This is a genomic window from Gordonia sp. SID5947 (assembly GCF_009862785.1).
Taxonomy (GTDB): domain Bacteria; phylum Actinomycetota; class Actinomycetes; order Mycobacteriales; family Mycobacteriaceae; genus Gordonia.
Genome location: NZ_WWHU01000001.1, coordinates 4,225,533 through 4,246,166, shown reverse-complemented (window position 1 = coordinate 4,246,166; position 20,634 = coordinate 4,225,533). Strand labels below are relative to the sequence as shown.

At 67.9% G+C, this 20,634-nt stretch carries 16 protein-coding genes and 2 pseudogenes; 11 read left to right on the top strand and 7 right to left on the bottom strand.

Going from position 1 to position 20,634, the window contains the following annotated elements; all coding sequences use genetic code 11:
• Positions 1-68: 68 nt before the first annotated feature.
• Positions 69-1,106 (bottom strand): class II fructose-bisphosphate aldolase, encoded by a 1,038-nt coding sequence (fbaA, locus tag GTV32_RS19410; protein WP_161061696.1) that lies wholly within the window; start codon positions 1,104-1,106, stop codon positions 69-71.
• A gap of 168 nt (positions 1,107-1,274) precedes the next feature.
• Between fbaA and GTV32_RS19405 the strand changes: the two genes are divergently transcribed.
• Together GTV32_RS19405 and GTV32_RS19400 are read left to right on the top strand one after the other, a co-directional pair.
• Positions 1,275-2,306, top strand: coding sequence for a DUF368 domain-containing protein (locus tag GTV32_RS19405; RefSeq protein WP_161061695.1), 1,032 nt, complete (start codon positions 1,275-1,277; stop codon positions 2,304-2,306).
• Positions 2,303-3,007: a VTT domain-containing protein gene (locus tag GTV32_RS19400; protein ID WP_161061694.1), complete on the top strand. Its 705-nt coding sequence runs from the start codon at positions 2,303-2,305 to the stop codon at positions 3,005-3,007. The genes GTV32_RS19405 and GTV32_RS19400 overlap by 4 nt, the downstream gene beginning before the upstream one ends.
• 69 nt (positions 3,008-3,076) lie before the next feature.
• On the opposite strand, the pseudogene GTV32_RS23655 reads toward GTV32_RS19400, so the two are convergent.
• Both GTV32_RS23655 and GTV32_RS19390 read right to left on the bottom strand, forming a co-directional pair.
• A pseudogene (locus GTV32_RS23655) lies at positions 3,077-3,364 on the bottom strand (DUF559 domain-containing protein); the annotation flags it as partial.
• A 683-nt stretch (positions 3,365-4,047) separates the two neighbouring features.
• Positions 4,048-5,193 carry a phosphatase PAP2 family protein gene (locus GTV32_RS19390; protein WP_161061693.1) on the bottom strand — a complete coding sequence of 382 codons (1,146 nt, stop codon included), beginning with the start codon at positions 5,191-5,193 and terminating at the stop codon, positions 4,048-4,050.
• A gap of 103 nt (positions 5,194-5,296) precedes the next feature.
• On the opposite strand from GTV32_RS19390, the gene GTV32_RS19385 reads away from it, so the two are divergent.
• Positions 5,297-6,280 carry an MOSC domain-containing protein gene (locus tag GTV32_RS19385; protein WP_161061692.1) on the top strand — a complete coding sequence of 328 codons (984 nt, stop codon included), beginning with the start codon at positions 5,297-5,299 and terminating at the stop codon, positions 6,278-6,280.
• 5 nt (positions 6,281-6,285) lie between these two features.
• On the opposite strand, the gene GTV32_RS19380 is transcribed toward GTV32_RS19385, so the two are convergent.
• The 4 genes and pseudogenes from GTV32_RS19380 to GTV32_RS19365 all read right to left on the bottom strand — a co-directional run bounded on the left by GTV32_RS19380 (position 6,286) and on the right by GTV32_RS19365 (position 9,618).
• Complete coding sequence (locus GTV32_RS19380; RefSeq protein ID WP_161061691.1) at positions 6,286-6,948, bottom strand: TrmH family RNA methyltransferase; 663 nt, start codon at positions 6,946-6,948, stop codon at positions 6,286-6,288.
• Between the two features lie 4 nt (positions 6,949-6,952).
• Positions 6,953-7,522: an orotate phosphoribosyltransferase gene (locus tag GTV32_RS19375; RefSeq protein ID WP_161061690.1), complete on the bottom strand. Its 570-nt coding sequence runs from the start codon at positions 7,520-7,522 to the stop codon at positions 6,953-6,955.
• Positions 7,523-7,575: 53 nt separating this feature from the next.
• Positions 7,576-8,588: pseudogene (locus tag GTV32_RS19370) on the bottom strand (hypothetical protein).
• A 4-nt stretch (positions 8,589-8,592) separates the two neighbouring features.
• Positions 8,593-9,618 carry a D-2-hydroxyacid dehydrogenase gene (locus GTV32_RS19365; protein ID WP_161061689.1) on the bottom strand — a complete coding sequence of 342 codons (1,026 nt, stop codon included), beginning with the start codon at positions 9,616-9,618 and terminating at the stop codon, positions 8,593-8,595.
• 148 nt (positions 9,619-9,766) lie between these two features.
• On the opposite strand from GTV32_RS19365, the gene GTV32_RS19360 reads away from it, so the two are divergent.
• The 8 genes from GTV32_RS19360 to GTV32_RS19325 all read left to right on the top strand — a co-directional run bounded on the left by GTV32_RS19360 (position 9,767) and on the right by GTV32_RS19325 (position 20,618).
• Positions 9,767-10,372 carry a DJ-1/PfpI family protein gene (locus GTV32_RS19360; RefSeq protein ID WP_161061688.1) on the top strand — a complete coding sequence of 202 codons (606 nt, stop codon included), beginning with the start codon at positions 9,767-9,769 and terminating at the stop codon, positions 10,370-10,372.
• A complete protein-coding gene (locus GTV32_RS19355) occupies positions 10,369-10,818 on the top strand; it encodes a MarR family transcriptional regulator (RefSeq protein WP_161061687.1) in 450 nt (149 codons plus the stop codon). Before GTV32_RS19360 ends, GTV32_RS19355 begins: the two co-directional genes overlap by 4 nt.
• A gap of 31 nt (positions 10,819-10,849) precedes the next feature.
• Positions 10,850-12,196 carry an aminotransferase class III-fold pyridoxal phosphate-dependent enzyme gene (locus GTV32_RS19350; RefSeq protein WP_161061686.1) on the top strand — a complete coding sequence of 449 codons (1,347 nt, stop codon included), beginning with the start codon at positions 10,850-10,852 and terminating at the stop codon, positions 12,194-12,196.
• Between the two features lies 1 nt (position 12,197).
• Positions 12,198-15,266: an FAD-binding and (Fe-S)-binding domain-containing protein gene (locus tag GTV32_RS19345; protein ID WP_161061685.1), complete on the top strand. Its 3,069-nt coding sequence runs from the start codon at positions 12,198-12,200 to the stop codon at positions 15,264-15,266.
• Positions 15,267-15,268: 2 nt separating this feature from the next.
• A complete protein-coding gene (locus tag GTV32_RS19340; RefSeq protein ID WP_161061684.1) occupies positions 15,269-16,789 on the top strand; it encodes an NAD-dependent succinate-semialdehyde dehydrogenase in 1,521 nt (506 codons plus the stop codon).
• A 57-nt stretch (positions 16,790-16,846) separates the two neighbouring features.
• Positions 16,847-18,037, top strand: a complete 1,191-nt coding sequence (locus GTV32_RS19335; protein WP_161061683.1) for a M24 family metallopeptidase — start codon at positions 16,847-16,849, stop codon at positions 18,035-18,037.
• A 99-nt stretch (positions 18,038-18,136) separates the two neighbouring features.
• Complete coding sequence (locus tag GTV32_RS19330) at positions 18,137-19,387, top strand: PLP-dependent aminotransferase family protein (protein ID WP_161061682.1); 1,251 nt, start codon at positions 18,137-18,139, stop codon at positions 19,385-19,387.
• 22 nt (positions 19,388-19,409) lie between these two features.
• Positions 19,410-20,618: a M20 family metallopeptidase gene (locus tag GTV32_RS19325; RefSeq protein WP_161061681.1), complete on the top strand. Its 1,209-nt coding sequence runs from the start codon at positions 19,410-19,412 to the stop codon at positions 20,616-20,618.
• The last annotated feature ends 16 nt before the right edge of the window (positions 20,619-20,634 follow it).

Below are 20,634 nucleotides of genomic sequence, written 5' to 3'. Positions count from 1 at the left end.
CCCGCGACGGCATTCAGGGGTCGCGGATGACGGAAACCGTCGCGGTTGCGTAAAGGGGTTGGCGCGGGTCAGGCGCTGATGGACTTACCGCTCGACTTGAGGTCGTTGCAGGCCTCGACGACGCGCTCGGACATCGACGCCTCGGCCTTCTTCGACCAGCTGCGCGGGTCATAGACCTTCTTGTTGCCGACGTCGCCGTCGACCTTGAGTACACCGTCGTAGTTGCCGAACATGTGGCCGGCGACCGGACGGGTGTAGGCGTACTGGGTGTCGGTGTCGACGTTCATCTTGACGACGCCGTAGCTCAGGGCCTCTTCGATCTCGCTCTTCAGCGACCCGGAGCCACCGTGGAACACGAAGTCGAACGGCTTGGACCCATCGGCGAGGCCGAGCTTCTTGACCGCGACCTCCTGGCCGGTGTTGAGCACGTCCGGACGGAGCTTCACGTTGCCCGGCTTGTACACACCGTGGACGTTGCCGAAGGTGGCGGCGAGCAGGTAGCGGCTACCGGAGTCGCCTGCGCCGAGCGCATCGAGGGTCTTCTCGAAATCCTCCGGCGTGGTGAAGAGCTTGTCGTTGATCTCGTTCTCGACGCCGTCTTCTTCGCCGCCGACCACGCCGATCTCGATCTCCAGGATGATCTTGGCCGCAGCCGCCTTCGCGAGCAGCTCCTTGGCGATCTCGAGGTTCTCATCGAGCGGGACCGCGCTGCCGTCCCACATGTGCGACTGGAACAGAGGATTCTTGCCCGCGTCGACGCGCTCCTGCGAGATGGCCAGCAGCGGACGCACGTAGGTGTCCAGCTTGTCCTTCGGGCAGTGGTCGGTGTGCAGGCCGATGGTCACGTCGTACTTCGCCGCGACCACGTGCGCGAACTCGGCGAGCGCGACGGCGCCGGTCACCATGTCTTTGACGCCGAGTCCGGAGCCGAACTCCGCACCACCGGTCGAGAACTGGATGATGCCGTCGCTACCCGCGTCGGCGAATCCCTTGATGGCAGCGTTGATCGTCGACGACGACGTGCAGTTGATGGCCGGGAAGGCGTACCCGCCCTTCTTGGCCTTGTCGAACATCTCGGCGTACTGCTCGGGGGTTGCAATGGGCATTTCTCGTCCTCCAACCGGATCGGTTTCGCAGTCGTGGTTCGCGCTGTCGGAGCGGTCACTCCCGTTCAGTATGGCAAGTGCCTCGATCGCTCGTGCGACGCCTTCTGCCCAGTGGATGCGACATCGCAGAATGACCGATATGCCGGATTGTCGGTACGATGGCCCGCGATGTCCACGAACCCGACGACCACGCCCGCCCCCGTTCCCTCGTCGACCGATCTCGACGAGGCGACCGGCCGTCCGCGCCGACCACACAATGTCGCGGCCGACGCGATCCGCGGCGCCCTCATCGGGGTGGCCGAGACCGTACCCGGCGTCTCGGGCGGCACGGTGGCCCTCGTGGCCGGTATCTACGGCCCCCTCATCGCATCGGTGAAACATCTCCTCGACATCCCGCGCCGGCTCGTCACCCGAGGCGACTGGCGTGCGAGTGCACGGCAGGTCGACTGGTGGCTGCTGTTACCGGTCTGCCTCGGGATGGCACTCACGGTCTTCTTGATCGCGGGTGTCATGGAGAGTTTCGTGACCGAACAGCCGGTCGCCTCCAAGGCCCTGTTCATGGGCATGATCGCGATGTCGGTGATCGTCCCGTTCCTCGAGATCGAGAAGGGGGCGCTCACCGGCCGGGCAGCCCGCCTGCGCGCCACGGGCGTCTTCGCCCTCACGGCCGCGGTGGCGTTCACCCTCACGTCGCTGCCCCGCTCCGAGATCGTCGATCCGCCACTCATCCTCACGTTCGGCGCGGCGGCCATCGCCGTCTGCGCGCTTGTGCTGCCCGGTGTGTCCGGCTCGTTCTTCCTGCTCGTCGTCGGGATCTACGCACCGACCCTGGCCGCCGTCGACACCATGGACATCCAGTACCTCGCGGTGTTCGCTCTCGGCGCCCTCGTCGGCCTGATGTCGTTCGTGCGGGCGCTCGAGTGGCTTCTGAAGCATCACCACACGCTGGCCATGGTCGCCGCGGCCGGCCTGCTGACCGGTTCGTTGCGCGCACTCTGGCCGTGGCAGACCGGCGACGGCACCCCACAGGGCGTCGGTGACGACTGGCCGACGGCGCTGCTCCTGTTCGCGGTGGGCGCGACCGTCGTCGGCGTGGTGGCGCTGGTGCAGCGTCGCCTCGCCACCGCTGACCCCTCGGCGACTGCCCACTCGCCGGTTGACGTCGAACATCGCGACGCCAGGTACTCTGGGGCCCCGTGATCGACTCCGCGCTCGCCCAGACCACGACGAACGTCGCCCTCATGCCGGGATTCCTCGACCCGGTGACCCTTCTCGGCTATTTCGGAGCGTGGGCCTTCTGGGGCCTGCTGCTGGTGATCCTGATCGAGTCCGGCGTCCTCTTCCCGGTCCTCCCGGGCGACTCCCTGCTGTTCGTGGCCGGCATGGTCGTCGCGGCCGGCGGCAAAGAGGGCATCGACCAGTTCGCCTCCCTGTGGCAGCTGCTGGTCTTCGTTCCCATCGCCGCCATCATCGGCGGACAGATCGGTTACTGGATCGGGCGTTACGTCGGCACCGCCATGTTCAAACCGGACGCCCGCTTCCTCAAGGAGCGGTACCTCACCGAAGCCCACGAGTTCTTCGACAAGCGTGGACCGATCACGATCTTCCTGGCCCGGTTCGTGCCGATCGTGCGCACCATCGCGCCGATCGTGGCGGGTGCTGCCCGGATGCGGTATTCGGTCTTCTTCATCTACAACGTCGTCGGCGCCATCGTGTGGGGCGCGGGGATCGTGCTGCTCGGCTACTGGCTCGGCCGTTTCGAGTTCGTCCAGAACCTCATCGAGCCGATCTTCATCCTGATCGTCGTGCTGTCGGTGCTGCCGATGTTCATCGAGTGGTACCGCCGACGTCGCAATGCCCCCAAGACCGCCGATTCGAACGTCGACGCCCCCTCGACCTGACAGCCGTTGTGTTCTGCTCCGATTCGCGGAGCACAACACAACCCGTCCGCCACAGAGTTGGGCGGCCACCCTCGCCGCAACGTGATCGGGCCGTGTCGAGATGTCCGACCACGTGAAGTTGAGCGTCGTCCACCCGGTCGCGATCCAGGTGTTGCGCTTCGACCGATCTCGCTGGAACGTCTCGGCATCTCGATGAAACGCGAAGCCGTCGATCTCGACGATCACCTTCGCGCCCTCGAACACGAAGTCGGCGACATGACCGCAGACGTCCTCGTTGGCCTTCCAGCCCTCGATGCCCTGAGCGCGGAAGATCTGTGTCGTCACGCGCTCCGCTTCGCTGCGCGCACCCGACTTCATCACCTCCAACAAGTGTCCGGCCTCCCCCGAGCCGATCCTGGCGGGATATCGCGCATGAGCGATGAACAGCTCGTCGAGCGTGACCCGTTCCCGCAGCAGAGCGTTGTCCATCACCGACGCGCCACCCTCGACCGCCGCCTCGAGGACCGTCAACGGCAGCGCGGTCACCCGTAGGCCGTCCACGTCGACGACGTCGAGCGGGTCGAGTGTGCGGTGCCGGACACGGGTGCCCGGTGTGCGCTTCACGTGGCGTCCACGGGCGCCCGTCGTCACGGAGATCTGACTCGGGAAGTCCGCGACGAGGCCGTGCCACCACGCCGCCGCACCACCGCTCAGAATCGCGGAAGGCCCCACCGAGAGCGTCGCGACGCGAACGCGAACCCGCAGCGTACGCGGGTGATCGGCGGCGCGGTGGACACCGTCGACAACACTGCACCATTCCCCCGACGCGAGACGCCGCTGGATGCCCGACCGACTGACACCACACGAGCGCGCCTGGCGATTCGTGATCACACCGTCGTGCGTCGACAGAAAGCGACGCACCTCATCGACCGCACCCATGCAGATCTGACGGCGCGCCCGAGCCTGGGGTTCCACCATCTTCAGCCGTTGTGTTCTGCTCCGGTTGGCGGAGCAGGACGCAACGGACGCACGGACGGGTCGTCACGCCCGCCGACGACGTCTCAGGGAGCCACCGCGTACGCAGCGGCGAGGTCGATGCGCAGCCAGCCGCCGTTCGGGCCGGCCTGGTCGAGCGGATAGCCGGCCTTGATCGCGGTGCGGCGCAGGATGTCCAGGCGCTGTGCATCGGTCAGTCGCGGGAACCGGCTCCGCAGGAGGGCAGCCGCCGAGGCCGGGATCGCATTTCTCAGGCCCGACGAAACGACCGGGAATCCGTAGGTCATCGTCGCGCGGTGCTCGGTGACGGCCTGCTGAGTGGTCAGGTAGGGCGTGTCGCGAGCGATGAAGTCCTTGAGCGGCATGCCGATCGACCGCTCGAGTTGGGTACGCAGCTGCGTACCCGCCTGGTCGACGAGCTGGGCGAATCGCGGATCGGCCAGCCGGGCGGCCGCGATGTCGGTACCCATGATCCGGCCGCCCATCACGTCGAGCGGATAGTGCACGCCGAGGACGATCCGGCTCCGACCGATCTCTCCGGCGCGCGCGATGATCTGCGGACCGAGTTCGGGCAACCAGTACGCCAGCAGCGCACCCTTCCAGTACGCCATACTGGCGTGCCCCGACGGATATGAGCCGTTGTTCGCGAGCTCTGCGTAGAGGTTGCCGCCCGGCTTGTCGTACTTCGTGATCGAGGTGGGCGCCACCACAAACGGCCGCGGGTTGCCGTAGTACTCCTTCTCCAGGAGCGTCGTGCCGAGCGGTAGACCGCCCCGAGCGGTGTCGCCACCGGCCAGCGCGTCGACCTTGGGTACCGCGCCCGCCGCGAGCAATTGGCGGAAGGCGGTCCCCAGTCGGTCACCGAGGGCCTCGGAGAGCGATACCAGCCGGTCGTCGTGGTTGATCGCTATGGCGTCGGTCTGCTGCGCGCGGGTCGCGGAGTTGTTGATCCGCTTCACCTTCTGCAGGTTCGACGCGATGATGTCCGGACGATCCCGCCGCAGACCTGCGAAGCCGTCGAGAACCGGGATGTAGGTGCCCGACGGCGGTAGGTCGGAGGCGTACGGCCCGACGATCTGGGCAGGCGTGAACGGGGCGGGTCGCGTCACCGTCGGCGCCGCGGTGGCCGTGCCACTCGCGACCACTCCGGTGACGAGGAGAATCGGGGTCAGGACAGAGATGATCGCGGAGCGCAACCGCAGAGTCGACACGGATCACAACTCTTCCCCGGTCACGATGATCGCGCAAGTGAACGATCGGTTACGGTGTGCGGCAGTGCAGCGCGCCGGCGCAGCCGTCCCAGAGGGGTGATCGATGAGCAGCACGACCGCACACGTCACCCAGTTGTGGCGTCACCCGGTGAAGTCCATGGCCGGAGAGCAACTCGAGACCGCCACGCTCGGCCGCCGGGGCGTGTTGGGTGACCGGTTGTGGGCGCTGCACGACATGGAACGCGACACCACAATCTCGGCACGCCGCTTGCCCGGGGTCCTCCGTTTCGCCGCTCGCTACGTGGCTCCGCCCGGTCCCGGCGCCGGGCCGGGACACACGCCGGCGGTGATCGTGACGGCCCCCGACGGAACCGAGCACCACAGCGACGATCCCGGCATCCACGCGGCGCTGTCGTCGCGCCTCGACCGCGATGTGCGCCTGGTCCCGTTGCCCGCCGACCCACGCGCACACCGCCTTCCGTGGCGGGAGCGTCTCGGCACGCTCACGCCGGGCGCCCTGGCTCGCGATCTCGGCATCGCCCGCGACGAGAAGATGCCGAAGATCTCCGACATGAATGCGCGGGCGTTGGCAACCCTGACCCGGAACGCAACTCCGCCAGGCAGTTTCGTCGACTTGTGCCCGGTACACCTGATCAGCGAGGCGAGCACGGCCACCATCGCCGAAGCCGTCGGAGAAGACAGCGTGGACCCCCGCCGCTTCCGCCCCAACATCGTCGTCGCAGGGACCGCAGCAGGTCTTCCCGAGGCCGAATGGACCTCTGCCACCGTCGATCTCGGCAGCGCTCGGCTACACGTCGTGATGAAGACCGTGCGCTGCGTGGTCCCGAGTCGCGAGCACCTCGACCTCCCTCTCGACAAGCGTCTGACCCGCGCTGTCGCCGCGACGTCGGACCGCTATCTCGGCGTCTACGCCGACGTCGTGCACGACGGTGAGATCCGCGTCGGGGACACCCTCACCGTGACGCCCCCGCAGCCGCCCAGCCGATTACGGCGTCTGGCGGGCACCGGTCGCACGCTCGCCCTCGACAGCGCGAACCGTGCCGTCGAGCTGCTGCGCAGACCCTGATCCGGCTACCACGCCCGACCGAGATCCGCATGCTGCCGAATCCAGGCGTGCATCGCAATCCCCGCGGCCACACCGGCATTGATGCTCCGCGTCGACCCGAACTGTGCGATCGACACGGTGAGGTCGGCGTGACGTTGCGCGTCGTCACTCACACCGGGGCCCTCTTGTCCGAAGAGCAGCACGCATGCGCGCGGGAGGTCGGCGGTCTCGAGCGGCTCGGCGCCGGGCGTATTGTCCACCGCGACCACGGCGATCCCCTCTCCGCGTGCCCAGTCGATCAGGTCGGCCACCGAATCATGATGCATCAGATGCTGATAGCGGTCGGTCACCATCGCCCCGCGACGGTTCCACCGTCGTCGGCCGACGATGTGCACCGCTGCCGCCGCAAAGGCGTTGGCCGTCCGGACGACGGTGCCGATGTTGGCGTCGTGGGCGAAGTTCTCGATCGCGACGTGGAACGGATGCCGCCGGGCGTCGATGTCGGCGACGATCGCCTCGCGCGTCCAATAGCGGTAGGCATCCACCACGTTGCGGGTGTCGCCGTCGGCGAGTAGCTCGGGATCGTATCGAGGATCGGTCGGCGGGCCGTCGCGCCCGCTGTCCCACGGCCCCACGCCCACCGCCGGTCCCGACCGGGGTTGCCACTCGGTCGGCCCGGGCTCGTCCACCGCCTCAGGCCAGTCCGAGGTCGCTCAGCCCGAGCAGCGAGCGGTACGGCACGCCGAGAGCCCCGATCACCTCGTCGGCGCCGGTGGCACGGTCCACCACGGTGGCCACGCCGACCACCGTCGCACCGACGTCACGGGCCGCCTTCACCGCGGCCGAGGGCGACGCACCGGTGGTGGACGTGTCCTCGACGATCAGGACATTCCGTCCGACGATGTCGGGCCCTTCGATCTGGCGTTGCATGCCGTGGGCCTTGGCGGCCTTGCGCACCACGAACGAATCGATCTCACGACCGGGCGCGTGCATGATCGACGTGGCCACCGGGTCCGCGCCGAGCGTGAGCCCGCCGACGGAACGGTAGTCCCAGTCGGAGGTGAGCTCGCGCATGAGACTGCCGATCAGTCGAGATGCCTCGTGATGCAATGTCGCGCGGCGCAGGTCGACGTAGTAGTCGGCTTCCTTGCCCGACGAGAGCGTCACCCGGCCATGCACCACGGCGAGTTCGGTGACGAGCTCGGCCAGTCGGGCACGTCCATCTTCGTTGACGCTGGGCGGCACTGACGCGGACGAGGACATGTCACGGCTCTTTTCTCACTGATGGTTCAGGTGCGCGACCGACCGTCTGGCGGTCAGGACCGGCGATGACGATTCGGGCGTTCCGTCGGGGGGTTCTTGCCAGGGGGCATATCGTACGGCCGCGCGGGACGCCCGCCACCTGGTGGTGGCGCACTGCCCTCTCCGGGGTCGGCGGGCGGTCGCGCAGTGCCGGGCGTCTGCGTCGGCGGCTGCGAGGGACGACGCACCGGCATGGGCTGCATCCTCCGGCCGGCGGTCGACGGCGGGGCAGGGTTCGGCGCTGCCGATTCGGGCGTCGCACTCCACGCCCGGGTGGGCACCGGCTCGTCAGGCGCGCTCTCGGCGGCCTCGATGCGCGCACGACGCTGCTTGTCACGCATGTTCTCGGTCTTCTCATCCGCGAGTTCGGCGCGCGTCGGACCATGCGGATCGCGGGGATCCGGGGCGTCCTGCGGGTCGCTGACCGGCGGCAACACCCGCAACAGATCCGCAAATCGCCGGACCACCTCGAGCCCGGTGTCGAGGTGATTTGTGTCGGTGGTCAGCGGCATCGAACCGAGTACCCAGCTGCCCTCGTTCCACAGCACCTCGATGTAGGACGGCGTGGTGTTGGCCAGCGCCACCATCCGCCGGTCACACACCCGGCGGGCCACGTCGAGATTGTTGGAGAACATCACCCTCGGGCCCATGGCACCGAGCAGTTCCACGTCCTCCTCGGCCGGGGCCAGCACGTCCTCGTGCCGCAGATCGACCACCACCGACGACTGGACCGACCGCCGCACCGCGACCACGGTCGCGGTGTCGACGAGGTCGAACACCACCGCCTCTGCACCCGAGTAATGGCCGAATGCGACATCCTGAACCTCGACGTGGGGTGGGACGTTCATGGTCGCTCGGTGAAAGACCTTGCGCAGCTTGGTATCCGATTCACGGAACTTGAACTCGTGCTGATCCCCCAGACGGCGCGCTGGTGTCGCGCAACACTGGAACGCTGGCGATCGAGCCACAACAGGGCGCCGGCACCTGCCAGCGCCAACACGGCGATCACGAAATACACGATGGTCATCGCGCTACAGCCTACTATCGCCGCCGCCGTGACCCGTGCTCACGACATAACCTCGCTCCTTGTCGACGATGTTGCCCAGCACTTCGGACGGCGATTGCCCGTCCGCGTCGAGGTAGCGGCGCAGATTCGCGAGGAACTGCCGCGCGAGCTCGTCGCGCCACCCCACCACGTCACCGCTCATGTGCGCGGAGATCGCGACGTTGTCCATCGCCCAGAGCGGGCTCGATGGATCGAGGGGTTCGTCGGTGAACACGTCGAGGGAGGCCGCACCGATCTCGCCGGCCGCCAACGCCTCGATCATCGCCGGTTCGTCCACCAACTGCCCCCGCCCCACGTTGATCAGATGCGCGTCGTCGCGCATCGCCCGCAGCACCGTGACGTCGATCATGCGGTCGGTCTGGGGCGTCAGCGGCGCGATGGTCACCACATTGTCGAAGTCACCGACGTAGGAGGCGAGGTCCGACGTCGGGAGCACGGAGCCGAAGTCGGCATCGGACTCGCGCGGGGTGCGGCCCGCTCCGGTGACGCGAACACCCACGGCGCTCAACAACCGGGCGGTGGCCCGGCCGATCCCGCCGGTCCCGATCACCAACGCGGTCGAGCCCTCCGTCCGGGTCGTCTCACGATGGCGCCACACCCGCTCGGACTGCAACGCCTTGGAGAGGTGTAACTGCTTGTCCCGGGCCATGATCGACGCCAAGACGAACTCGGCGATCGGCCGGTCGAAGACGCCGGCCGCGTTGGTGACCACCACATCTGCCGTACGCAGGTCGTCGAACAGCAACGAATCCACCCCTGCCGCGCACACGTGCACCCATCGCAGGTCGGCCGTCCGCGGTCCCCAATTGTCTTTCAGCGCACGGGAAAAGAAGTCCCACACGAGCAGGATGTCGGAACCGGGGAGCGCGTCGGGAAGAGTCTCGGCAGTGCACTGCCGAATTGTCGCGAGATCGGCGATCTCGTCCAGGTTGACCGGCGAGGGAACGCCCCGGGCCCCGAGGAGTGCGATGGTCGGTCTGAAGGTGGCCACGCCCCACCGTAACCAGATCCGGCCCGCCCCGCCGACCACCCGCGCCCCACCCGCCGGCCGGGCCCAGTCCCCCGCCGATCGTGCACATATTGACAGAATGCTGTCATATTTGACAGAATGCTGTCATACCAATCCGAGGAGCGCGACCATGAAGACTGTTCATCTGGGCATCTATCCGACCCTTGCCGACTGGGAGTACGGCTACGTGGCGGCCGGTATCAACAATCCCGAGTACCAGCGCGACCCCGGCGCTTTCCGAATCGTCACCGTCGGCGCGACGCGCGACCCGGTCCGCACCATCGGCGGCGTGACGATGGTTCCGGACACCACACTCGACGACGTGTCACCCGACGACAGTGTCATGCTCGTCCTCCCCGGTGCGCAGGTCTGGGACACCAACGACGCGTTCGTCGACGCGGCGCGGCGCTGGGTCGCCGCAGAGGTGCCGGTCGCCGGGATCTGCGGTGCGACAATCGGTTTGGCCCGGGCCGGCCTGCTCGACGATCGACGCCACACCAGCAACGCGGCGGAGCAACTCGAACCGACCGGATATGCCGGCGCCGCGCACTATGTCGACGCTCCCGCCGTCACCGACCGCGGGGTGGTCACCGCGGCCGCCGTCGCACCGGTCGAATTCGCACGAGAGGTGTTCAGGCTGCTGGGCGTCTACGAGCCGGGCGTGCTCGACGCCTGGTATCAGCTCTACGGGCACCATGACCCGCGCGGCTTCTACGCCCTCGCGGACCCGTCGTGACCACTCCCCCGGACCCGCAACGCCTGCTCTCCGACAGCGCGCTCACCGTCTTCCGTCTCAACGGGCAATTCCTGGCGCTCGCCGAGGAACTCGCTCGACCGGCCGGCCTCACCGCCACCCGGTGGCAGGTGGTCGGGGCCGTCCTGCAGCAACCCCTGACGGTCTCCGACATCGCCCGCGCAATGGGGATCACCCGTCAGAGCGTGCAACGTACTGCCGACCTGCTCGCCGCGGACGGTCTCGTCGAGTACCGCGACAACCCCGGGCACCGCCGCGCCAAGCTGGTGCACGCGACGCCGGCAGGCGTCGCGGCGGTCCGCCGGATCAACCCGGATCACCGCGCGGCCGCCGCACGGATCGCTTCGTCGATGTCACCGGAGGACTGGCAGCGAGCCCTCGACGCCCTGCGCGAACTGAGCTCGGCTTTGACGATGTCGAATTGTTGACAATCCGACGATCGACCGTCACCGTGGACGCATGACCGTCACCGCCGAATCCATGCAGACCGCCCAGACCGCGACGCTCAGCCCCGCGCTCAAACAGGCCACACCCGTCGTGGTCGACCATGCGCTCGGTTCGTGGATTCATGGCACCGACGGCAACGACTACCTGGACTTCACCACCGGCATCGGCGTCACCAGCACCGGCCATTGCCACCCGCGGGTCGTCGCGGCCGCGCAGGAGCAGTGCACCAAGATCATCCACGCCCAGTACACAACGGTGATGCACCCGCCGTTGCTCGAATTGACCGAGAAACTCGGCCACGTCCTGCCACTCGGACTCGACTCCGTGTTCTATGCCAACTCGGGGTCCGAAGCCGTGGAAGCGGCCATCCGACTCGCCCGCATGGCGACCGCACGCCCGAACATCGTCGTGTTCCAGGGCGGCTTCCACGGGCGGACCGTCGCCGCGGCCAGCCTGACGACCGCCGGCACCAAGTTCTCCGCGGGCTTCTCACCGCTGATGGCCGGCGTCCACATGTCCCCGTTCCCGTACGCCTACCGCTACGGCTGGGACACCGACACCGCCGTCGACTTTGCGCTGCGCGAGCTCGACTACCTCCTGCTGTCGCGGGTCGCCCCCAACGACACAGCCGCCTTCCTCATCGAGCCGGTCCTCGGCGATGGCGGCTACCTCCCCACCCCGCCGCGTTTCCTGCAGGGGCTGCGTGAGCGTGCCGACCGGCACGGCATCCTCCTCATCCTCGACGAGGTGCAGGCCGGCTTCGGTCGCACCGGCAAATTCTGGGGCCATCAGCACGCCGACAGCGATTCCTCCCGCCGCTCCACCGGCCCGCTGACCCCCGACATCCTCATCACCGCCAAGGGCCTGGCCTCCGGATTCCCGATCTCCGCCATCGCGGCATCGACCGAACTGATGAGCAAGGCATGGCCGGGTTCGCAGGGCGGCACCTACGGCGGCAATGCGGTGGCCGCCGCGGCCGCCGTCGCCACCATCGACGTCATCCAGGATGAGAACCTGGTCGACAACGCGCGGGTTCGCGGTGAGCAGATGCTCGCCGGCCTGCGCGACATCGCCTCCCGCTTCGAAGCGATCGGCGACGTGCGCGGTCTGGGTCTGATGGCCGGCATCGAATTCGTCGCCAGTGGTGACGGCGCCACCCCGGTCCCCGATGCGGCTGCCGCAGCAGCGGTCCAGCAGGCCACCACCCGGCACGGCCTGCTGACCCTCACCTGTGGTCCGGCCGGCAACGTCGTGCGGTTGATACCGGCGCTCGTCGTCACCGAGGACGAGATCGCGATGGGCCTCGAACGATTCGCGGCGGCCCTGTCGGACGTGCTCCCACGCGATACGCTCGGTTGAGATGACACCTGCCCCGACAACCGGCGACGCGCAGACCGATGTCGCCGGCGACCTCGACGCCCTCGGCGTCGAGGTCGATCGCTCGTCGCGGCGTCTGGCGGAATACTCCTACGACGCCTCGAATTACCGGATCCGTCCGGTCGCCGTGGTCTTCCCCCACAACGCCGACGACGTCGCGCGTACGGTCGCGTACTGCCACACCCACCGCATCCCACTGATCCCACGCGGGGGTGGGACCTCGATGGGCGGCAACGCCATCGGCCCCGGCATCGTGATGGACCTGTCCCGGCACATGGACCGGGTCCTGGAGGTCGACGCCGAATCCGGCACCGCGGTCGCGGAGTCCGGGATCGTGCTGACGACGCTCGCCGCGCATGCGCGGGCCGCCACCGACGGTGCGCTCACCTTCGCCCCCGATCCGTCGTCGGCGTCGCGGGCGACCCTCGGTGGCGCGATCGGCAACGATGCGTGCGGGAATCATTCGGTGCGGCACGGCCGTACCACCGACCACGTCGACGAGCTCTACCTCGTGACCGCCGACGGTCTGCGTCTCACCGCCACCCGCCACGGGCTCGAGCCCACCCTCGCCTCCGATGCGGCGGCCGCCACACGAGCGGCAGAGCTCACCGAGCGGCTCGACGACCTCGCCGCGCGCAACATGGCGATCCTGCGCACCGACCTCGAGACCATTCCCCGCCAGGTCTCCGGATACCATCTATCGAAGCTGTTGCCGGAGAACGGTTTCGACGTCGCACGCGCACTCGTCGGCAGCGAGGGGACCTGTGCCGTGGTAGTGGGCGCTCGGGTCCGGCTGGTGCCCGTCGCCGCGTCACCGTTGCTGATCTGCGTCGGCTATCCGACGGTCAGCGACGCCGCCCGCGACATCCCGGCCATCCTGCCGTATGCACCGTCGGCGGTCGAAGGCATCGACCGCAAGATCGTCGCCACCATGGCCGCCCGTCGCGGACGGGACACGGTGGCCGCGCTGCCCGGAGTGGCCGACCGCGAGTGCACCGCATGGCTGTTCATCGACATCGACGAACAGAGTGCCGCACGCAGATCCGAGACGGACGTGGGCGCCACGGCGAAGCTCCTCCTCGACGACCTCCGCTCTCGAGGGCGGATGATTGCGGGCACCACGGTGCCTGATCCGGTTGCGCGCAAGACACTCTGGCGCGTCCGCGAGGACGGGGCCGGTCTGTCGTCCCGCCTCGCCGATCCCGACGACGACAGCGTAGGTGCGGATTACGAGTCCTGGCCGGGGTGGGAGGACGCCGCCGTCGCTCCCGAGCGGCTCGCCGACTACCTCGACGAGTTCACCGCCCTCCTCGAACATCACCACCTCACCGGGGTGATGTACGGACATTTCGGCGCCGGATGTATGCACGTCCGCATCACCTTTGACCTACGCAGTGCCGCAGGACGTGCGACGATGGACCGCTTCTGCACGGACGCAGCCCGTCTCGTCGTCGCACACGGCGGGTCGTTGTCGGGCGAGCACGGTGACGGTCGTGCACGGTCGGCGTTGCTGCCCATCATGTACTCCCCGGCGATGCTCTCCGCGTTCGCCGAGTTCAAGCAGATCTGGGATCCGCAGGGCACGCTGAACCCGGGTTCGATCGTCGATGCACCACCGATCACCGACGACCTCGCCCTCGCCGACGTCCCGGCGCGGTCCTGGCCCACCATGTTCACCCTCACCGCGGCCGAGCCGGGCGAGCCGGCCGAAGGACATCTCGATCCGTTCGTGCACGCGGTGCAGGGTTGTATCGGGGTGGGACGGTGCCGGTCGTCGTCCGGCGGCGTCATGTGTCCCAGCTATCGCGCGACCCGCGACGAGAAGGACTCCACCCGCGGTCGTGCGCGCGTTCTGCAGGACATGGTGCGTACCGCTCCTGACATCGAGACCGGCTGGCAGTCAACCGATGTGGCCGATGCGTTGGAGTTGTGCCTCTCCTGCAAGGCGTGCTCCACCGATTGTCCCACCGGTGTGGACATGGCGACCTACAAGTCCGAGTTCCTCCACCACCATTACCGCGGTCGTCGTCGTCCGATGTCGCATTACTCGCTGGGCTGGATGCCTGCGTGGCTCGGTGCGGCGGGTACGCTGGCCCCGGTCATCAACGCGGCGCTGAAGAGTCCGATGCGACGCCTGGCCGCCCGCGGCGGTGGACTCGATCCACGGCGCAGCATGCCCCGCTTCGCCACCCGGCGCGATCGCCGCGAACATCTGGGAGCGCTGCCACATGTCACCGCGGCCAGCGACACGGTGCTGTTCGTCGACTCGTTCACAAAGGCCTTCCGGCCCCACGTCGCCACCGCCGCCGCCGAGGTCCTCGGCTCCACCGGCGACGTGGTCGGTTGCAGCGCCGACAACTGTTGCGCGCTCACCTGGATCTCCACCGGGCAACTGACGCACGCCCGCAAGGTGCTCACGCGGACGGCCGCGAACCTCGACGACGGCACCGACCGCCCGATCGTGGTGCCCGAACCGAGTTGCGCGGCCGCTCTGCGCAAGGATCTCCCGGAGCTCGTGGACACCGAGGCGGCCCGCCGAGTGGCATCGCGGGTGCACAGTTTTGCCGATCACCTGCCGCGACTCATGGAGGCCGGCTGGCAGCCCGATGGTCTACCCGATTCGGTCACCCTGCAGACCCACTGCCACGAACACGCGGTGTTCGGTGCGACCACCGGTGCCGCGACCCTCCGCAAGCTCGGCGTCGAGGTCCACACCGCCGACGGATGTTGCGGCGTGGCAGGCAACTTCGGCTTCGAGCGGGGACACTATGAGGTGAGTGTCGCAGTCGCCGAGCACGCCCTCGCGCCTGCGCTGCGCGCGGCACCCGACCGACCGGTCATCACCGACGGTTTCAGCTGCGCCATGTCCGTCGAGCATTTGACCGCCACCGATCCCGAGATCTCGTCGACAGGAATCCACCTCGCCGAACTCCTCACCCGCAGACCCCCACCTCCGCCGACAGCAACCGAGATCCCGCCGACAGCAACCGGTTCGCCGCCGACGGAAACCACCGCCCCACCCGCCGATCTCACCGACCCCGAAGGAGCGTGACCATGACCGCCACCGTCTCTGCCCCCGCCGCCGCCCAGGCGATCTCACGCATCCACACCGACCTCTTCATCGACGGGCGATGGGCGCCCGCGGCCTCCGGTGCGACCTTCACCGTCGAGAACCCGGCAACCGGCGAGGCGCTCGCCCAGGTTGCCGACGGCAATGCCGACGACGCACGCCGGGCCCTGCAGACCGCCGCCGACCATCAGGCGGCATGGGCGGCCACGTCGCCGCGCTCTCGCAGTGAGATCCTGTATCGCGCCTACCAACTCATCATCGAGCGCACCGACGAGATCGCGGCCGTCATGACCGCCGAGATGGGCAAGCCCTTCCCCGAGGCACGCGGCGAGGTGGCCTACGGCGCAGAATTCTTCCGCTGGTTCGCCGAAGAGGCCGTCCGCATCGGCGGTGACCACACCATCACCGGCGACGGCGCCAACCGCGTCGTCGTGTCCAAGCAGCCCGTCGGACCGTGTGTGCTCGTCACCCCCTGGAACTTCCCGCTCGCCATGGGCACCCGCAAGATCGGGCCCGCGGTCGCGGCCGGGTGCACGATGGTCTTCAAGCCCGCCGAACTCACGCCGCTCACCGCGTTGCTGCTCACCGAGATCCTCGCCGAAGCGGGGCTGCCCGACGGGGTCCTCAACGTGGTCACCACCTCGGACCCGGGAGCCGTCGTCGGCGAATGGATGACGTCGGGCAAGGCACGCAAGGTCAGTTTCACGGGATCCACCGAGGTCGGCAAGATCCTTCTCGGCCAGGCAGCCGGCACGGTGATGCGCACCTCGATGGAACTCGGCGGCAATGCGCCCTTCATCGTCTGTGCCGACGCCGACGTCGACCGCGCGATCGAAGGCGTGATGGTCGCGAAGATGCGCAACATGGGTCAGGCGTGCACCGCGGCCAATCGGATCTTCGTGCATCGCGGTGTGCTCGACGAGTTCACCGAGAAGCTCAGCGCCCGGATGGGCGGCCTCGTCGTCGGTGACGGCAGCCACGACGGCACCCAGGTCGGTCCGCTCGTCGAGCAGAAGGCCGTCGACAAGGTCACCGCCCTGGTCTCCGACGCCGTCGGGCGCGGCGCCCGGATCGTCTGCGGTGGCGAACGCCCCACTGGCGCAGGTCATTTCTATCCTCCGACGGTGCTCACCGACGTCGATCCGGCGGCCGATCTCATGCACACCGAGATCTTCGGCCCCGTGGCCGCGATCATTCCGTTCGGAACCGACGGCGCGGATTCGACAGCAACCGGCACCTCCGACGACGAAGAGGTGGTGCGGCTCGCCAACGACACCCCCTGGGGCCTGGTCGGCTACCTCTTCACCCGCGACATCGACCGCGCCGATCGGCTGTCCACCAAGCTCGAGGTCGGTATGGTCGGCGTCAACACCGGACTCGTGTCGAACCCGGCCGCGCCCTTCGGCGGCGTGAAGCAGTCGGGCCTCGGACGCGAAGGCGGCCGCCTGGGAATCGAGGAGTTCCTGGACGTCAAGTACATTGCCCGGCCCATCCCGACGTCGTGACCGCGCGGACCGCGTCCGCACCCTCACGACCGAGATCGACCTGTAAGGAGACACCGGATGTACCTGGGCGCTCAGCTGTTCACCGACAGCGAGTACGAGCAGCGGCTGACCCGTGTCCGCGAGATGATGGACCGACAGGGACTCTCGGCGATCATCGTCACCGATCCGGCCAACATCTTCTACCTGATCGGCTACAACGCGTGGTCGTTCTACACCCCGCAGATGCTGTTCGTGCCGATCGACGGCGACATGGTGTTCTTCGCCCGTGAGATGGATGCGCATGGCGCACACCGCACCACATGGCTCGGCGAGGACCAGATCGTCGGTTACCCCGAGAGCTACGTGCACCGTCCACACGTCCATCCCTTCGACTGGGTGGCCTGGGCACTGCGCCAACGCTTCCTCATCGCGCCGGCCTCCAAGGGTTCGGTGGGCCTGGAGATGGACTCACACTTCTTTTCTCCCAAGGCTTATCGGGCGCTGTACAACGCGATCCCGGAGTGGAAGCTCGTCGACAACTTCGAGTTGGTCAACTGGGTGCGGTCGGTCAAGTCCGACGCCGAGGTGCAGCTCATGCGGCAGGCGGGAATGGTGTGCTCGGAAGCGATGCGCGCCGCGATCGACACCATCGATGTGGGTGTGCGCCAATGCGATGCCGCCGCGGCCATCTCTCAGGCGCAGATCACCGGTACGGACGATTTCGGTGGCGACTATCCGGCGATCGTGCCGATGATGCCGACCGGAGCCGCGGCCGACACCCCGCATCTCACCTGGCATCAGGGCACGTTCGTCGAGGACGAGGCGGTCGTCATCGAGCTCACCGGCGCCCACAAGCGGTATCACTGTCCGCTGGCCCGGACCGTGTCCCTCGGTAAGCCGTCGAAGGATCTCGACTACGTCGCGAACGCCACCGCCGAAGGCCTCAACAACGTCCTCGACACCATCCGCCCCGGGGTGGCCACGCGGGAGCTCGCCTCCACCTGGAACTGGACTCTCGCCAAGTACGGGCTGGAAAAGCCCTCGCGCCTGGGATACTCGATCGGCATCGGGTATCCCCCCGACTGGGGTGAGCGCACCATCAGCATCCGGACCGAGGACGAGACGGTCCTCGAGACCAACATGACCTTCCACATCGTCTGCGGAATGTGGATGGACGACTACGGTTTCGAGCTGTCCGAGTCCGTCCGGGTGAGCCCTACCGGCGTGGAGACGTTCACCAGCTTCCCACGCGAACTGATCCGCAAATAGCCATCCACCTGGTCCCTGAGGAGCAAGCCACCCACCAACCTGGTCCCTGAGGAGCGAGCTTGCGAGCGTCACGAAGGGCCGACGAGAGAGGTGAACGTCATGACCGCCACCACCGAACCAGCCACTCACGATCTGCGACGATCCGCACCCACCCTGCCCCTGGCCGGGCGCGCCAAAGATCTGGTCGGGTCGATGATCGATTCGTCGACGTCGTTGCTGGCCTCGCAATCCCACGACATCGTGCGATTCGCCATGGGCTCCCCCGCCGACGAGGCGGTGCCCGCGGACGAGTTCCGGCAGATCGCCGGTGAGATCCTCGACAACTCGTCGTTCACCTACGGCGCCACCGAGGGTGAGCCACGTCTGCTGCAACTTCTGGTCGACTATCTGGCCACCACCCCGGACCCGTCGAGTCACGAGCGGCTGGTCATCACGACGGGCGGCATGCAGGGACTAGACCTCGCGTGCAAGCTCTTCGTCGATCCGGGTGACCTCGTGATCGTCGAGTCGCCCACCTACACGAACGGCAGCGCCACGGCTCTGTCCTACGGCGCACAACTGCTGGAGGTGCCGGTCGACGAAGACGGTATGCAGGTCGACGCTCTGGAGGATCTCGTCGCCCACACCCGCCTCACTCCCAAGGCGATCTACACGATTCCCACCTTCCAGAACCCGTCCGGTGTCACGCTCTCCGAGGAGCGACGACGCGAACTCCTGCGGCTGGCCCACCAATGGGGCTCGATCGTCATCGACGACGATCCCTACGGGCTCCTTCGGTTCGCCGGCACCGACATCCCCACATTCCAGACTCTCAGCCCCCAGGACCCACTGGTGTTCTCCGTGCGTACCTTCTCGAAGATCCTGGCACCGGGCTGGCGGGTCGGATGGGTCGACGCCGACCCGTCGTTGCGGCAGTTGCTGATCAACGGCAAGCAGGCCATGGACACCTGCACCAACGTGCCCAATCAGCACATCGTGGCGGAGTACATCGCCCGCGGCGGGCTGGAGGATCACCTGGCCGGCATCCGCGTCCTCTATCGGGAGCGCAAGGAGGCGATGATCGATTCGATCCGCCGTCACCTCGGGGACCGTGTGGAGACCACCGACCCCGACGGCGGCTTCTTCCTGTGGGTCACGCTGCGTGAGGAGTTCGCCGAGATCGACACCCGTGAACTGTTCGAGGTCGCCCTGGCCGACGGGGTGGCCTTCATCCCGGGACCTGCGCTGTCGCCGGGCGGGCGGTTCCGCAACGCGCTGCGACTCTGCTTCGCCTCGAGCACGCCGGAGCGAATCGACGAGGGTATCCGACGGTTGACCACGAGCCTTGAGAAGATGGCTCATACTCCATGAGTGATCGAACCACGACCGAACGATGAAGGGTGATGCCGTGTCGCTGACCGAGGCAGAGGCCGGCGTACTGTCCCACATCAATGCCGACACCATCGCCATGCTCACGGCCTCGATGGTGGAGGCCGCCAGCGAGAACCCGGGCGGCACCGAAGGCGCCGCGGTCGACGTGCTGCAGAAGGCATGTCGTTCGGCAGGCTTCACGGTGACCACCCACGACGTGGCCCCGGAGCGTCCGAACCTGGTGGCGACGCTGCCGGCCGGTGACGGGCCCGGTCTGATGCTCCTCGGCCACTCCGACGTCGTCCCGGCCGGTCCCGGCTGGACGTCCGATCCGTATCGCCCTCGGGTGGCCGACGGGCGGATCTACGGACGAGGCACGACAGACATGAAGGGCGGGCTGGCCGCGGCGGTGATCGCGATGCAGGCGCTGTCGCACGCGTCGGCCTACGGGGCCGAGCTGTCGGGGCCGGTGCAACTGGTCTGCACCGTCGACGAGGAAGAACACGGTATCGGTGTCCGCGACTTCGTCACCCGCCAACCGGAGCACTCGTTCGCCGGTTGCATCGTCGCCGAACCCACCGATCTGACCGTGGTCCGCGGCTGCCGGGGCGCCTCCTACATCGAGATCGACATCACCGGTCGCGCCGCACATTCCGGCCGTCCGGCCGACGGACGCAACGCCATCGAGGCGGCCGCCTCGATCGTCGATCTCATCCGGTTCGATCATCAGCAGCTGGCGATGGAGGCCGACGGCCTACTCGGATCCGGAACCTGGAACGTCGGCACCATTCAAGGCGGGCAGGGCATTTCGGTGGTCGCACCTACGTGCAGCCTCGGTATCGACCGGCGCCTGATGCCCGACGAGGACCCGCACGAGATCGCCGAACGCCTGCGTGCCGCGATCCGGGAATCGGCGATCGACACCGATGGTGTCACCGTGGAGGTCCGGGTCACCATGGAGATGCCCGGTTTCGCGACGCCCGCCGAGCATCCGCTGGTGGCGACCACGGTCTCCGCGGTCACTGACGCCGGGCGGACCACGTCGGTCGGCGGCTGGAGCGCTGCATGCGACGGTGGATTCGTTCACCGCGATCTCGGGGTACCGGCAATCGTGTTCGGGCCCGGCGACATTCACGCCGAGGCACATCAACCCGACGAGTCGGTGCTCATCGCCGACCTGGAGAGCGCCGCGCGCGCCTACGCGCTGACCGCTCTGCGTCTTCTGCGCTGACGAGTGCCGGCTGCCT